Annotated in this window: 11 protein-coding genes and 1 pseudogene; 3 read left to right on the top strand and 9 right to left on the bottom strand. The window is 68.7% G+C overall.

The annotated features are described in order from the left end of the window. Positions 1 to 448 precede the first annotated feature (448 nt). A complete protein-coding gene (locus tag ACFY7H_RS22325; protein ID WP_388940479.1) occupies positions 449 to 1,342 on the bottom strand; it encodes a hypothetical protein in 894 nt (297 codons plus the stop codon). A gap of 834 nt (positions 1,343 to 2,176) precedes the next feature. Between ACFY7H_RS22325 and ACFY7H_RS22320 the strand changes: the two genes are divergently transcribed. Further along, a complete protein-coding gene (locus ACFY7H_RS22320; RefSeq protein WP_388940477.1) occupies positions 2,177 to 2,461 on the top strand; it encodes a hypothetical protein in 285 nt (94 codons plus the stop codon). Positions 2,462 to 3,243: 782 nt separating this feature from the next. On the opposite strand, the gene ACFY7H_RS22315 is transcribed toward ACFY7H_RS22320, so the two are convergent. The 4 genes and pseudogenes from ACFY7H_RS22315 to ACFY7H_RS22300 form a co-directional block, all read right to left on the bottom strand. Further along, positions 3,244 to 3,894, bottom strand: a complete 651-nt coding sequence (locus ACFY7H_RS22315) for a TOPRIM nucleotidyl transferase/hydrolase domain-containing protein (RefSeq protein ID WP_388940475.1) — start codon at positions 3,892 to 3,894, stop codon at positions 3,244 to 3,246. Between the two features lie 573 nt (positions 3,895 to 4,467). Then, positions 4,468 to 5,214: a phenylalanine 4-monooxygenase gene (locus ACFY7H_RS22310; RefSeq protein ID WP_388940725.1), complete on the bottom strand. Its 747-nt coding sequence runs from the start codon at positions 5,212 to 5,214 to the stop codon at positions 4,468 to 4,470. A 329-nt stretch (positions 5,215 to 5,543) separates the two neighbouring features. Further along, positions 5,544 to 6,342 (bottom strand): annotated as a pseudogene (locus tag ACFY7H_RS22305) (helicase associated domain-containing protein); the annotation flags it as partial. A gap of 317 nt (positions 6,343 to 6,659) precedes the next feature. Further along, entirely contained in the window at positions 6,660 to 7,343 is a 684-nt protein-coding gene (locus tag ACFY7H_RS22300) for an SMI1/KNR4 family protein (RefSeq protein WP_388940473.1), read from the bottom strand. Between the two features lie 342 nt (positions 7,344 to 7,685). Between ACFY7H_RS22300 and ACFY7H_RS22295 the strand changes: the two genes are divergently transcribed. Beyond that, positions 7,686 to 7,934: a hypothetical protein gene (locus tag ACFY7H_RS22295; protein WP_388940471.1), complete on the top strand. Its 249-nt coding sequence runs from the start codon at positions 7,686 to 7,688 to the stop codon at positions 7,932 to 7,934. A 347-nt stretch (positions 7,935 to 8,281) separates the two neighbouring features. Here ACFY7H_RS22295 and ACFY7H_RS22290 read toward each other — a convergent pair whose 3' ends face one another. Continuing rightward, a complete protein-coding gene (locus tag ACFY7H_RS22290; RefSeq protein ID WP_388940469.1) occupies positions 8,282 to 8,431 on the bottom strand; it encodes a hypothetical protein in 150 nt (49 codons plus the stop codon). A gap of 287 nt (positions 8,432 to 8,718) precedes the next feature. Between ACFY7H_RS22290 and ACFY7H_RS22285 the strand changes: the two genes are divergently transcribed. Continuing rightward, a complete protein-coding gene (locus ACFY7H_RS22285; RefSeq protein WP_388940467.1) occupies positions 8,719 to 9,084 on the top strand; it encodes a hypothetical protein in 366 nt (121 codons plus the stop codon). 458 nt (positions 9,085 to 9,542) lie between these two features. Here the strand turns inward: ACFY7H_RS22285 and ACFY7H_RS22280 are convergent, their stop codons facing one another. The 3 genes from ACFY7H_RS22280 to ACFY7H_RS22270 form a co-directional block, all read right to left on the bottom strand. Further along, positions 9,543 to 9,803 carry a hypothetical protein gene (locus ACFY7H_RS22280; RefSeq protein ID WP_388940465.1) on the bottom strand — a complete coding sequence of 87 codons (261 nt, stop codon included), beginning with the start codon at positions 9,801 to 9,803 and terminating at the stop codon, positions 9,543 to 9,545. 27 nt (positions 9,804 to 9,830) lie between these two features. Beyond that, a complete protein-coding gene (locus ACFY7H_RS22275; protein WP_388940463.1) occupies positions 9,831 to 10,091 on the bottom strand; it encodes a hypothetical protein in 261 nt (86 codons plus the stop codon). Positions 10,092 to 11,211: 1,120 nt separating this feature from the next. Then, positions 11,212 to 12,528 carry a hypothetical protein gene (locus tag ACFY7H_RS22270; RefSeq protein ID WP_388940462.1) on the bottom strand — a complete coding sequence of 439 codons (1,317 nt, stop codon included), beginning with the start codon at positions 12,526 to 12,528 and terminating at the stop codon, positions 11,212 to 11,214. Positions 12,529 to 13,112: the final 584 nt, after the last annotated feature.

Here is a 13,112-nt window from a genome sequence, read left to right as displayed (position 1 = left end):
TCGATCTTCGTTTCAAAGGTGAAAGCGAGCGCCCCTTTGAACGAGTGGGAAGGACCGGGTTGTCCAAGCAGTCAGCGGCTGTCACCACCTCCGCTCTTCGCGGTCGCTCCGCCCGGGACGTTCGGCCATCCGACGTCATGGTCCGGCAGCGCCGTGGGCGCCCTCAGACGGGCGCGGGAACCCCGCCGCGTACCCCCTGTAGTCAGCATCAGCATCAGCATCAGCACCTCATCTCGTCGGAACGTGGATTGTCGGCCGGTCGGCGTCCACCGGCGGTACGGATTTGAGGGGCCGGCCCTCCGGCGGGAGCTCACCGGCTCGTGCCGAGCAGACAACTGAAGAACGCCGCGGCTGCCCCCGTGCCGCCTGCACGACACGGTTGCCCGTGCCCAAGCGCGGAGCCGCAACCCCGGCCTGCGCGAAGGGCACCGCCGCCCGCGTGCGGCCGTCATGCGCCGTACCCGAATCTGTGACCGCTGGACGGAGAACGATCCGCCCCTCTGTCTGCCACGGAGTAGCCGGGCCGGGGACCCTCCGGGCTGCGCCGGGCCGCGGCCGTCCGTCCCACCCGGAGCGCGACGGAGGGGGACCGGGTCCGGTGCCGTGGAGCGGCCTGGCGGGGCGGCCGCGTGAGCGTGATCTGGCGGACCAGCTGCTGGAAGCAGGCCAGCGTCGCGACGGCGGGAAGCGCGCACGACGTCCCGGCGGCGAGCGTTCTGGGTGCCTGGGCCACACAGAGGAGCGTCGCCAGCGTGGAGAACAGCAGCACGATCGACCAGGAGTGAAGCGCGCGGCGTTGGTGCAGCGCGGACCTGAGGATGGACAGGGAGGCGGCCATCCAAGGTCCGTAGATCAGCAGGGGCCACCAGCTCACGACTTCGCCGGCCGTGTCGAGTTCAGCGCTGTGGCGCAGGGCGTCGCAGATGACCAGGCCACTGAGGACGCTCACCACGGCCGCGATGACGGCGACCAGCACGGCGGTGAAGAGACTGCCGGTCTGCAGCAGGGTTGCCACCGCCGTCCGCGACGCGTTCCGGCGGTGCGCACTGCCGGCTCGTCTGGGCGGCTGCTCGGCAGGGGTCTGCTTCAGTCCCGCGACGAGGCCGATGGCGCTGACCGGTTCACCGGTGTCGTCGTAGCCGACGCGGGTGAAGGGCTCCGGCGGGCCGGGGGCGGCGCCTTCCTGGAGCAGGCTCGCGAGCTCTTCCCCCGGATCCCACGGCCGGTTCTCCTCACCGGGACCGCCGGGCGGTTCCCCCGGGTCCGGCCGGTGCCAGAACAGGGTGGTGTCGGGCGGGGGGTGGGAGCCGTGCAGGTCCGGGTATCCGTACGGCTCATACACGGGAGCTGCCGCCCGAGCGCTCGCTGACGGCCGTCCCCGACGGCGGGGTGCCCCCCGACCTCCGGTCGAACTCGTCTTGGATCGTTCTCATCGCATGGAGGAAGTCCTCGAGGACCGATGCCGAGTAACGCAGGTCGATTTCGAGGCCCTCGTCCTCCAGCGTTGCGTTCCTGACCTCACCGTGGTCAGCTGATCCGGGAGTGAAAGTCCACCTTCCGATCCGGGCGGGCCCGGTTCGGACATCACCTCCCCGTCCGTCTTCTTCTGGAGGCCTGCGGAAGAAGATGCGGGGCTTTGCTGTTGTCATATTCCATAAACGCTGTCGATGTTGGTCTGGGTATGCGCCATTCAGGTGAGGGTGGCGGATGGAGAAGGTGTTGACCCCTTCCCTTGTCGTTTCTGCAAACGCGACAAGAACTCACCAGTTACGTCCTTCCGTACCGCAAATCCGCAGCTCAGTGAGACGGTGAGCGCCGGCCGACGCGGGTTCTCGCCGCACTGCTGCCACGCGCTCCTGTCCGTCGGCGTCCCCCTTGATGGTCGGTTTCATCCCTATACGTCGCCGACTCTTCATATTTACATCGCCCGATGACGCTTCCCTGGCGCCAAGCGGCCCCACATCCCACAGGAGCACGTCGATCCACCGACGCGGGTGCTGAACGTCGATTTAATCATCAGTAAAAAGGCTGATAGGTCAACGTGGGCGGATTGCTGCGCATGGCTGCAATCCGAGGGGTGGGCACAACCCTGCATATGCCACTGCGTTATGCCAGGCAATCGAGGGGGGCCGATCGTGCGCGCCGCCTCGAGCATCTGCCTTCGAAAGGACCAGCTGTGGCACACCTCCTCCCGTGGATCGTGCTGATCTCCGCCGCCCTGGGCGCCAGTTACACCGCTTTGACCTCATCAGGGACCGGCCGGCTGTGGCACGTGGACACCGTCGAACTAAGGCGCCAGCGACGCTTCGAGCACGTCCTGTCCTGCCATGTTGATGCCCTCCAACTAGCCCGCCGACAAGCCGCGGCGCCGCTGGACAACCCTCCCGGCACATCCGCCTGCACGCCTGCGGAGCCGCTCCAGGGCGTCCACGAGCCGTGGGTGCCGCCCTTCCATCCGTGACCGAGCGCCGCTGTCGCGCTGTAGCGGTGCACCGCTGCTCTCGGCCGGAATGCCGCGAAATTCTCATTCCGGCAGGTCGTGCACGCGAGCGTGGCCGATATCACGGATCCCTAGGAAACCCCGGCAATCCACACAACTCGGCGACGCAAAAACCCCGGCAATCCGTACATTGTTGGATCTCCCCAAAGTGTCGGTCTTGAATGGCGGCCGCCTGCGTAATTCACGTTCGACGCACCTCCGTACTAAGCGTTGGCGAAATGGTGAGAAGTGTCCAAAGCAAAAAAAGTATCATCCATCGATTCTCTTTTCACGCAAGGAGCAGCTCAATCCGTGAAGGGACGCGAGCACACCCCCTTTGGTGACCTGTCCGACGGCGGCCCATGGCGGGCCGCCAGCCGCCGCATCCGGCGGGCGGCAGCACGGATGGCGAGCACAGTACGAGCGGCACTGATGCGGGTGACACGTCGCCTCGCTGAAGCGGGCGCAGCGGCAGCAGCCACTCCATCCCCGCGGGAAACGGGATCGATCCGTCCACTCCGCGACGAATACCGGGCGGGCTTCCCCCTGCCCCTGCCCCGGCAAGCAGGCGACACGAGCGACGCCCACGGCTGTCCATGGTGCCTCGCCCTCGGAAACCCCGCCCCTCCCGACGGACCCGATCCCGCGCACTGACCTGTTCCGGATAAGCGGTTGATGGCGCCGGGTAGCTGGCGGGGACTGCCGGTGATCTGCGGCTGTCGTTGCTGGTGGCACGCTCGCAGCCCGTCCATGACCGCGCCGCGTCAACGCTTCCCGTGGTCGGCGCCTTCGGCGTCGCGCAGGGTGGTGAACAGGGCGTCGAGGGGCGCGGGAAGGAGGTCGAGGTCGAGGGCCTGCGTGAGGAGGTGGCCGTAGCGGATCTTCCGGCCCTTCTTGGTGCCGAGGAAGCGCCGCATCCGGTGGTGCGGCTCGCGGTCCCGTTGCGCGGGCTGGCGGATGAAGGTCTGCCACGGGACGAGGTCGCCCTCGGCCTTGATGATCTCTTCCACCCCGGGCATGCCCAGCGCGCGGATGAGCTCTTCCTCGAGGTCCTTCACGCAGACGAATACCTCGTGGCCGGCGGCGCCGGCCTGGCGGAGGGCGCGGTCGTAGAACGGATGTTCCTGTTCGTCGCACAGTCCGGTGAGGCGCAGTCCCAGCCCGGGTGGGCCCAGGAGCCGGACGTAACGGCCGACGTTCATCGCTCCGCCCATGGAGATGACGCAGACGCCCTCGGCGGCCAGGTCCCGGTTCAGGCGTGCCGCCAGGGTCTCGACGGCGGCCAGGTCGCTGGGTCCCTCGACCAGTACCGCCGCCGCGACGCCCAGTTCCGCCGCCAGCTTCCCGGCAGGCCCGCCGGGGCCGCCCGCCGCCCAGTCCGTTACCGCGTTCCGGAACGCCTCCATGTCTGCCATGTGCTGATTCTGCTGCACCCTGGGCGGGGGTCGGCACTTGTTTTTCCCGGCTGCGATGTGCCGGTTCCATGGCAGTGCGTTGTGGCGCTGGGTCCGGTCCGGTGAGGCATCCGTTGATGAGGTGGCTGCAGCATCGGATCGGCCGGAGGTCGTGCCGTAGGCGGCGGTTGAGGTGGCCGGGGTCGGTGGAGGCGGTGTGGGCTTGGGCTGTGCGGGGCGTCTCCTTGGGATGGTGAACAGGGCTTTGCTCGGCTTCGGCCGCGACGTGGGGCCGCGGGAACGGCCCCGTCCTGGCCGGCCTCCCGCCAGGCGTGGTGCCACCGGACCGACCGGACGCCGACTTGTGGCTCCTTCGTGCTGCCCGTGCTGCTCCGCCTGGCGGCGAACATCCCCGACGGACTTTCCTCGTGGCGCCGTGTCTGCAGCGCGGAACGGGTGACCGGCCACGTAAGTCTTGAACGAGAGCACATGCTGATGGGTTCCGGCGTCGGGCCCCGTTGGACATGGGCGGCGATGACGGCCGGCGAGCGGTTCAGGGCCTGGCAGGGCGGCGGCCCATGGAGCCCCGCGGGCTCAGGGGTGGAAGGCCGTGTCGTTCGCGGGCGGTTTCGTCGAAGTCGTCGAGAAGGCGTGCAGTTCCTCGGCGAGGTGGTCCAGGCAGTCCACCGCAAACAGGAGGGGCTGGTAGCCGGTGACCTGGTAGGGCTGGCGGACGAGGTCGAGGATGTTCCATCGGCGGATGCGGGCCCGGTGGAAGCGGTGCAGCTCTCGGTAGGAGGACAACAACGCCGCTCCGTAGGCCTTGACCGTGCCGTTCTCGCGGGCGGTGCCGTATCCGAGGCGGTACCAGTACACGCGGCTGATCAGATCGAGGGCGTCGTCGCTGTCCAGGCGTACAGGGGCACAGCCGGGTGCCGCCTGTACTGCGGCGTGGAAGTAGCGGTCGGCCATCGCGCCCAGGAACCGCTTGTTGGGCACGATGCCTCCGGCCAGTGTGCAGGTGAACCCCGACAGCTCACGCAGCCGGTCTCCGACTTCGGCATGCTGCGGCACACGATCCGAGGGAATCGGCGCCTGCCGGCAAGCCGCTTCCACCACACGGCATACGCGCCCCTCGCGTGCACCTGCCAGAGCTGCGTGCACCCGCCTCCAGACCCCGTGTTCGGCAGCCGTGTACTCGACGATGGGCGACGGGGCGCCTACCTGATGCCCTGCGGCGCTGGCGACAATGGCGTCGCGACGGCGCACGTACACAGGGTCGGCGGAGGCGGGATGAGCCTCGGCGCTTCCCAGTCTGCCGTCCTCCCTGACGGGGGTCATCGCCATCACCTCGACCACGGATTCTCCTGTTCGTCCATGTCCGCAGGAGGCGATGCCCCAGCAGTACGCAGCGGTCCGGCCTGCTCGTCACGCTTCAGCACACGGCGGAGTCCTGCCCCGACGGGTGAACCCGGCCCGGAGGGACCATCGGCACCACGCACCTGTCCCGACCGTCCCAGGGGTCAGCCATGACATTCCCGGCGGATCGGGAACGCATCGTTCAACGACGCTGCGCCCCGGGCGTCACCCGGGGGCGGCTGGGTTCCTCGAGGACCTCGGCATCAAGCCCCCTGGGTCGGCCGTCTTGCTCTGATACGACATGTCGATGTTCACCGTCCCGCATAGGTTCCGCAGCGTTCCGCCATCGCGGAACTTCGGATGACACCCTCGTCCCGCACCTGGCCGTCCAGAGCCCTCCAGCGTGTCTGGGTCGATGACGACCTCGAGGACCTGCTGTTGGGCCTGGCACCCTGGTCGGCGCTGAGGTTGTCGCGGCGCGTCTTGGTGTTGGAGACCCACACGCCGAGCTTCACGATCACCGGTTCCGCCTTGTCATCGACTGCGATTTCCTCCCCGTGGTCCCTCGGGACCGGCCGGTGGGTTCCTTGCCGTGCGACCCATTGCGTGAGGGCTGTCAGGCCGCGCTGGAATGCCTGTTGTGCCTTGCTCGGCCCCTTCGCTGCGCGAGCGGCCGCGGGGCGGGAGTCGGCTCCTGGGCGGGTTCGACGCCGATCGCGGTGAGCCGTTTCCGTTGCTCGGGCAGCAGCCGCGCCCAGGTGGCTGGCTGCCTCGGCTGCTGGAGCCGGCGTCCGATGTTGTCGCCGTCGAAGACGATGCCCGGAGGTTGGCCACGTCCTGCCCGATGGGCACCATCTCGCCGTCCTCGCCCCAGACGGCGTCCTGTCGGGGTGCGAGGTGTCCCGTGGCCCGCCGGTAGGACCGGAGCGAGGCGAGTTTGTTCTCCCAGGCTTCCTCGCCGGGTTCCCAGACCATTCCGGCCTCGGGCGCGTCCAGGAGGACCTTGCGCCGGTCCTCGAGCTCCCCGGCGCGGAGAGCTTTGCGCTGCTGGTGCACCCATCGTCCGAGGGGGAAGTCGGCGAACAGTTCGGTCTGCTGCGGTGAATCCCATCTCCCAGCGATCCGGCATGCTCGGTGTGTCTGACAGGACAGCAGATACCAGGCACCACTGACAGAGGGCCTCCATCCTGCGGCATTGCCCTTTACAGCCCCGGATTCGTGATGCCTCGGGCAGGGGCATCCGCTTCTTGGCCAGGTCCAGGGCGCGCTCCATCGCGGGGAAGTACGCCAGGGGCTGGGTGCGCAGACGGTTGATCTGGCGGGTCCGGTCGTGGACGACGTTGAGGCACCGTGCGGTGAGGAGTCGTAGGTAGAGGGCGATGTCGTCGCCGGGCCGCAGCCTGGTGACACTCATCGGGCGGAGCTGGTCAGGGCGCGGAGTCTGCGTCCTGGTACTCGCTCAGCCGGTACGGGACCTGCGACCATTCGAAGGAGTCCCGGCTGATGAGCGGGATCTCCGGCGGTTCGCCCAGTACGCGTTCGAGGAACGCGAGGAACCCCATGCGGTGCCGGTCCCACCTCATCGTGTCCCACCCGACCATGACGGTCCAGCCGTCATCGTCTCCCGGCGGCCGGAGGAACACGCGGTCTCCCTGGAAGGTCTCGACCACCGGGACGAGTCCTCCCGCTTCCGGCACCACGGGATGCGGGAAGTCCTCGGGGAAGTGATTCCGGGCGGCACGCGCCTCCTCGGAGACGTAGGCGATGTAGTCCGGCAGGTTCAGCGACACCCCCCGGGGATGAGGTATGTAGAACGTGCCGTGGAGTACGCACGGGCCGAACGCCGACACGAACCACTTGTAGTCGTCGGGCAGGGCGAGCCCCAGTTCGCTCTCGAGTCCTTCCCACGCCGGGTCGGAGAAGCTGTTGAACCGGGGTTCACCGAGCAGACCAACGACGAGGAGCGGTCGGCCGGAGCTCCTTTGGGTGCAGTCATATCCGCCTTGTGCCGTGTTGTAGATCGTGCAGTCGAGGTGGTAGCCGTTGGAGCCGACCGCCTTGATCCTGATCGAGGAAGGGAAGGGTGCGGACTTGTCAGGGTATACGGGCACCACCCCTTACCTGATCATCTCCGATCGGGCCGCCTTCACCACTTTCCCGCCAAGAGCACACCACCGCCGGCCTGTTACCGCACCCACTCCACCCCGAAGGCGGCGAGCTGGTCGGCGGTGAGTTTGCCGCGCCGGCTCTTGGTGTTGGAGACCTCCACCCCCCGCTTCACGACCACTGGCTCCGTTACGCCCTCGACCGCGATCTCCTCGCCGTAGGCTCCGGGACCGGCCGGTCCGCGTGCTGAGCGCGGTCGCTACCCGGCGGGGCTCGCGAGGTGGGTGTGTTCGGAGCGCGCTGGGGCGGTGGGGCAGGCTTTGATCTTGTTGACCAGCATGCGCAGGGTGAAGGCTGTGCTTTTGCGGCGGGAGGGCATCCATGGCAGCGGTGGCGTGGGCGATGCCGCCGGTACGGTCGCTGGAGCGGGCGAGTATCAGCGCGCGGTGGAGTTCCAGGTGGGTGGCGAAGCGGGGAAGGGCCGGAGGTCGTTCGGCGAGCACCGGGCCCTGTGGTTCGGTCGAGGCGCGTTCTTCGCCGAGGCGGGCCAGGAGCAGGGAGCGGAGACGTTCAGTCGCCATCACGGCACCGCGTAGTCGGAGGTCTGCTCATGCGAGCCGGCGGTATCGAAGATGCGCCGGCCCCGCGCGTCGAGGGCGAGGGCGGTGGCGCGGTCACCTCGGAGGGCGGCGGGGTGGGCTTTGCCGTAGACGGCGTTCAGCAGCCCCAGCGGCGGCCGCTCGACAGCGCCAGCGCCTGGTCCGCGAGAACATCCGCCACCCCCAGCGACGCACCCTCGTACCCCGGGGCGATGGCCGCCCGCCCCCGCACCCACACCCGCACATCCGCTCCCCCGACTGGTCGGCGGCGGTCGCGGCCATCCAGTACCAGCGCACCGCAGCGCTGCCGTCGCTGCCGGGGAAGGTCTTGGCGTACAGGGTCATCAGCGGGGCAGCCACCGACCACAGCCGGGGAGTGTCGAGCTGCTGCTGCGCCACGAGAGCTCGACCGCGACCCGGCGCTGGATGTCGGCGGCGACCATCGACATGGAGTCCGTGCCGTACGAGGCAAGCTTCGCCTCCCACTCCTCCACTGACGCCCTCCCGGCCAGCCGCGCCGTGACTTCGACGCCTGTGTGCGGCTCGGGTTCGTTTCCCCGGTCGGCCGGTGGAGACCAACTACAAGCGGCAGGGCGGCGTCTCAAGGGGTCAACACCAGGACCGGCCGTCGCTGCACCCACCAACGGCCAGGCACGCTCGCCGCCTGTTTCACCTCCGGCGTGTGCGGACCGTGCCGGAGTCCTGGTAGGGCTGCCGTGGCGCCGTCGCGACAGTTGCAATCCAGTCGACGCGGTACGGTCGTGCTCCGGAGAATCAGCGCGTGAGCCTCAATGTGGATACCTACGTGTACGAAGCCAACGGAAATTGGGCCCTCCTGGGAGATCCCGACGACGACTACAGCAAGACCATGGCCGGATTCGAGAGATCGCGCAGCAAGCTGTGGGGATCTGACGCGGTTCGGGCGCTGGGGGCTCGCTTCCTTCCCCGGCTCGACGGCGGTGACCTTCAGGTCGAGCCGGGAGAGATCGACGACTTCCTGGCCGAGTGCGAAGCGATACGCCCGCACCTCGCTCACCTTGGTGAAGTCAGCGGCTACGGCGCCGAGTACGTCACCCGGTGTTTCGACAACATCGTTGCTGCCTCCGTGCGAGCCAAAGCCGAGAGCGGCGGTGTCATCGTCTGGTGAGCTTGATCTCTATCCTCGGGTGACGCGGAGCCGGCATCTGCCAGGATCGACCGGGGTCTGCCGATGTCCCCGACGTCCCCGGGCGTTTGACGGTGTTGCCGACGTCGTAGCCGGGTGCGGGACGGCGGTTCTTCCTTCCGAGCGGCCGCCCGACCCGGGGCGGGCCTGACCAGCATGCCGGGAGCAGGATTACCCCGAGCCCGGGCGTACGCCGGTATCTCCGACGCCACGTAGCGAGCGGTCCACGGGGGCATCCCCTTGCCCGGCCTGCGGGCCGTACCGGCGGCCCGACGACATCCTGACAGGCGGGTACAGTGCCGTTTAACTCGGCGGAGCCCACCCGCCGTCAGCGCGGCCAGTTCGTCGGCGATTCGTTATTCCCCTGGGCACCGGTGCCCCGGTGCCCAGGCACTTTGGTCAGCCGGTCGCTCCCGGAGAGTGGGAGCAGGCGGTACGGGTTACGCGGGGAAGTAGTCCGTCGTGACGCAGCCGTCGATCTTGCCTTCGTTCTTCGTGTAGCCACTCGGGATCTTGGTGTTGAACGTGGCGCTGCACGACGCGACGAGCAGTCCGGAGGGCTTCAGCGCGAGCGTGGTGTCGCCGCCTGTCGGAACGATGGCGAAGTCCGCCCCGACCAGCGCGACGGCGTCACCTTCCTTTCCGGCTGAGTCGTTCGCCTTGAGCGCCTGCTGGAACTTCTTCATGCCGGAGACGGCCACCAGAGCAATCGGACCCCCCTCGGACTTTCAGTACATCTGCTCCTTCACGCCCGCTCCGGCGCCCTTGGGAACGTCCTCGAGCAACGTTTCCCCGTGCCGGCCCTCCAGGGGGTTCGTCTGCAGGGCCCTGCAGGTCGTGTACTGGTTGACGAACCGTTCCATCGCCGCCACGTCCTTCGCCTTCGGTAGGGCCTTGCCGCCGCTTCCAGCTTCGGCCTCCTCGCTTCCGCAGCCCGTCAGGGACGCGAGCGCTATGAGAGCGGTTCCGGCGGTCAGAGTTCTGGACAAGCGCATGGTGTCTCCTTGGGCACGGCCCTGAGCAGGGCTCGCTACGGATGCGAGTGGGCATCGAGCTCCGGCCCCGATCTGCTCCGCACTCATTCTCGGTGATCATTCGCCGGCTTTAGGCGGGGGGGGGCGATGCACGAGGCGCAACGGCGGCGTCTCGCAGTCGGCTTGGTGGTACTGAGTCCTGGTCAACTCGGCGGTCCAGGTCGAAGGATCCGGCGGGTGGTGTGCTGGAAGCGGCGAGCTGCCGGCCGGGTCGATCAGCGGCTGTCGGGCCCGCCATTGCTTTGTGGAGCCGGACCCGGGAGGCTGGTGGTGATCAGGCCCGCCGGGTGGGTGACGGACCGGCTGACGGAAGCCCTGGGGATGCCGTTGCGGTGTCCACCGCAGGTGACCGCCTCGGCGGTCGGCCGCCTAGGGAAGGCTGGTCTGCTGGTTTACCTCGGCGGGGACGTCGAGTTTCCCGACGTCCACCCCACTTCGACGCCGCAGGCGGCTTGGGTTCGTCTCGCCGGGGGAGGGGGCTCGGTGGAGGTCGACTACAAGCGTCAGGGCGGCGTCACCGTCGTCCCGCTGTACTCCGCCGAGGCTGTGTCAGTGCCTCCTGTCTCCTTCTTCGATGATCAACGAGTACGAGAAGCTACTGGCAGGGCTGGACGATGTGGACTGGGCCAGCCTGGGGCATGCCTACAGGTCGGCGCATGACGTTCCAGGGTATATACGTACCCTGTGCGGGAGTGACGATGAGACGCGGCAGCAGGCGTTCATCAGCCTGTTCAGCAGTATTGGTCATCAGGGCTCACGGTATTCGGCCTCTCCGGCCGCCCTGGCTCCTTGGAGGTTCCGGTGCCCGGTAAGCAGGGGTATCTGAAGCGGTCAGGACGCTCCGCGGAAGACCGTGCAGGGGGTCGAGACCCCGGCGACGCGGTGCTGCGTTCAGGCCGGTCATGACACCGGCCGGCGGCCGGGGGCAGCTGAGGGCGGTGACCAGGGTGCCCGCCTGGCGTCAGGCGGCGATGGTCGTCGCCTTCGCCACGGCGTGGGCGTAGGCCACATCTCGATGACTCGCTCTGCCCGCGCGGCAGACCCGCACCCCGGCCGCGGAGGCGGCCGGGGGTGGTCAGATGCGGTGGAGTGGTGCGGAGTGCGTCCAGTGCCAGTTGACCGGGCTCCACTGCTTCTTCAGGGTCGTGCGCTGTCGGGCGTACGCCCGCAGCGCCTCCCCGACGGTAGCTGCGAGGTCGGTGAGGTCATCGGGGGCCGGAACGCGCAGGATCAGGTGCTGCTTGGTGTGGGCCAGCAACAGATCGCCGTTGGGGGCGCAGGATCCGAGGGTGAAGTGGGTCAGTGGCTTGAACGTCTTGCTGTCGGTGTCCAGTTTGGCGCGGAGTACTCCTTGCCTGTTCCAGGCGTAGAGGCCATAGCGGTTGAGGTGGAAGGCATGGCCCCGGTGCGGGTCGGCGGCGAGGTTGAAGCAGAAGCCGGTGAAGGGCGAGTCGCGCCATTCATGGAGGCCGTGAAGTCGTCCGGTCATTTCGCCCTGGTCGTTGACGAGGGCGAAGACGAAGGGCTGGCCGCGGCTGCCGCCCCGGAAGGTCCTGGCGTAGAAGGGGACGACGAAGAGGTCGTCGGAGAGCGGAACCGGTCGGCCGAGGCGGGACTTCTCCCAGCCGGAGAGGCTGTCCTCGGCGGCGACGAGCTCGGTCAGGGCTGGGCGGGGGCGGTTCGCCAGACCGACGGGAGCGCCCCGGTACGTGGCGTGCGCGCGGAGGTCGACGTCACTCTGGTGTGCCGGCGCGGGGTCGAGCGAGGCGAGTGCGCGGACGGCCGGCTTGGAGTCGACGGTCAGGGCTTCCTCGGCGATGCCTACGAGGTTGGTGATGACGTTGCCGTACCGCCACACGCCGTACTCGGCGAGAGTGCACAGCAGCCGGCCCGAGGGGGTGACACTGATGGAGCCGGCGAAGGGGTTGCCCTCAGCCGTGAACTCCCGGTAGGGACGGCCGTCCTTCGAGTCGTAGACGGCCAGGACGCGGCTCAGATCAGGCGCGACGAGCGTGGTCATGTCCGGCGTCCCGGTGATGGCGAGAACCCCGTCGGGCAGTACGCACAGGCTGATGTCGCCTCCGTCAGCGACGTCCGAGCCCGCCTCGCGCGCGCCGCCGGTCCGGAACTGAGCGCTCGCCAGGACCTCGCCCTCAGCGGAGTAGCGGGTGATGATCCGGTACCCGAAGTTCGCGACCTGCGGGTCCTGCTCCTCGTCGGCGACGCCGTAGGTGTGGCGGTGAACGCCGTACAGGGCGTACACCTCGCCGTTCGGGGCTCCGGCGAGGTCGAAGTGGGTCAGGCCCCAGCCCGTTGAGTAGAGCGCGGTCAGATCGAGGCCGTGGTGGTCCACCAGCGTGCCCGGCAGGGCCAGGGGAAGAGTCTGGATCATGCCTTCATCCTGCGTCACGGCACTGACAGTCGGCCCGGCGGGCGGCCAGCGGGAGCGTTCAAGCCCTCGGGAGGACGATCGGTGAGGGGATAGCCGCTCAGGACTTCGGAGTCGGCGTGCCGCGCCGCAACTGCCTCCCCGGACCGTTGCCCGACCATGGCCCGAAGCGGCTACCAGGCCTCGGCGTGGGTAGGTATGGGGGATCGGTGCGTGTCCGAGCGGGGAGGGGCGGCGCGGGGGTATGTCCGAGCAGCGGCGGGTCGTCATGCGGTGCACCTGGCCTGGGGATGCACGGTCGATACCCGAGCACGTCGTGTACTGGATCGAGGGCGAGTCCCTCCCTGGCTTTCCCGGTGTCCCCCCGTGGGACTCCTTCGGCGGGCGCACCGCCGACCGGCTGCGCGTGCCGGCGACTGCCGGCGAGTTGAGCCGCTGGCGGGACGCTGCCGCCGCATACGTCCACGAGGTCGAGTCGGCCGGCGACGGGCTTGAGGACGTTCGGGCGGAGGTCAGGCGTCGGCGCCGGCGGCTGACCGGGCGGCTGGCGGTGACACGCCGGCGGTTGGCGGATCGCTTGGGGCTCG

The organism is Streptomyces sp. NPDC012794 (assembly GCF_042901085.1).
In the GTDB taxonomy this organism is placed as follows: domain Bacteria; phylum Actinomycetota; class Actinomycetes; order Streptomycetales; family Streptomycetaceae; genus Streptomyces.
This window is presented reverse-complemented; position numbering and strand designations above follow the sequence as displayed.

Coding starts and splice junctions, on each gene's coding strand:
- ACFY7H_RS22315 (WP_388940475.1), bottom strand. CDS start 3,894: ATGGCAGACATGGAGGCGTTCCGGAACGCGGTAACGGACTGGGCGGCG.
- ACFY7H_RS22310 (WP_388940725.1), bottom strand. CDS start 5,214: ATGACCCCCGTCAGGGAGGACGGCAGACTGGGAAGCGCCGAGGCTCAT.
- ACFY7H_RS22270 (WP_388940462.1), bottom strand. CDS start 12,528: ATGATCCAGACTCTTCCCCTGGCCCTGCCGGGCACGCTGGTGGACCAC.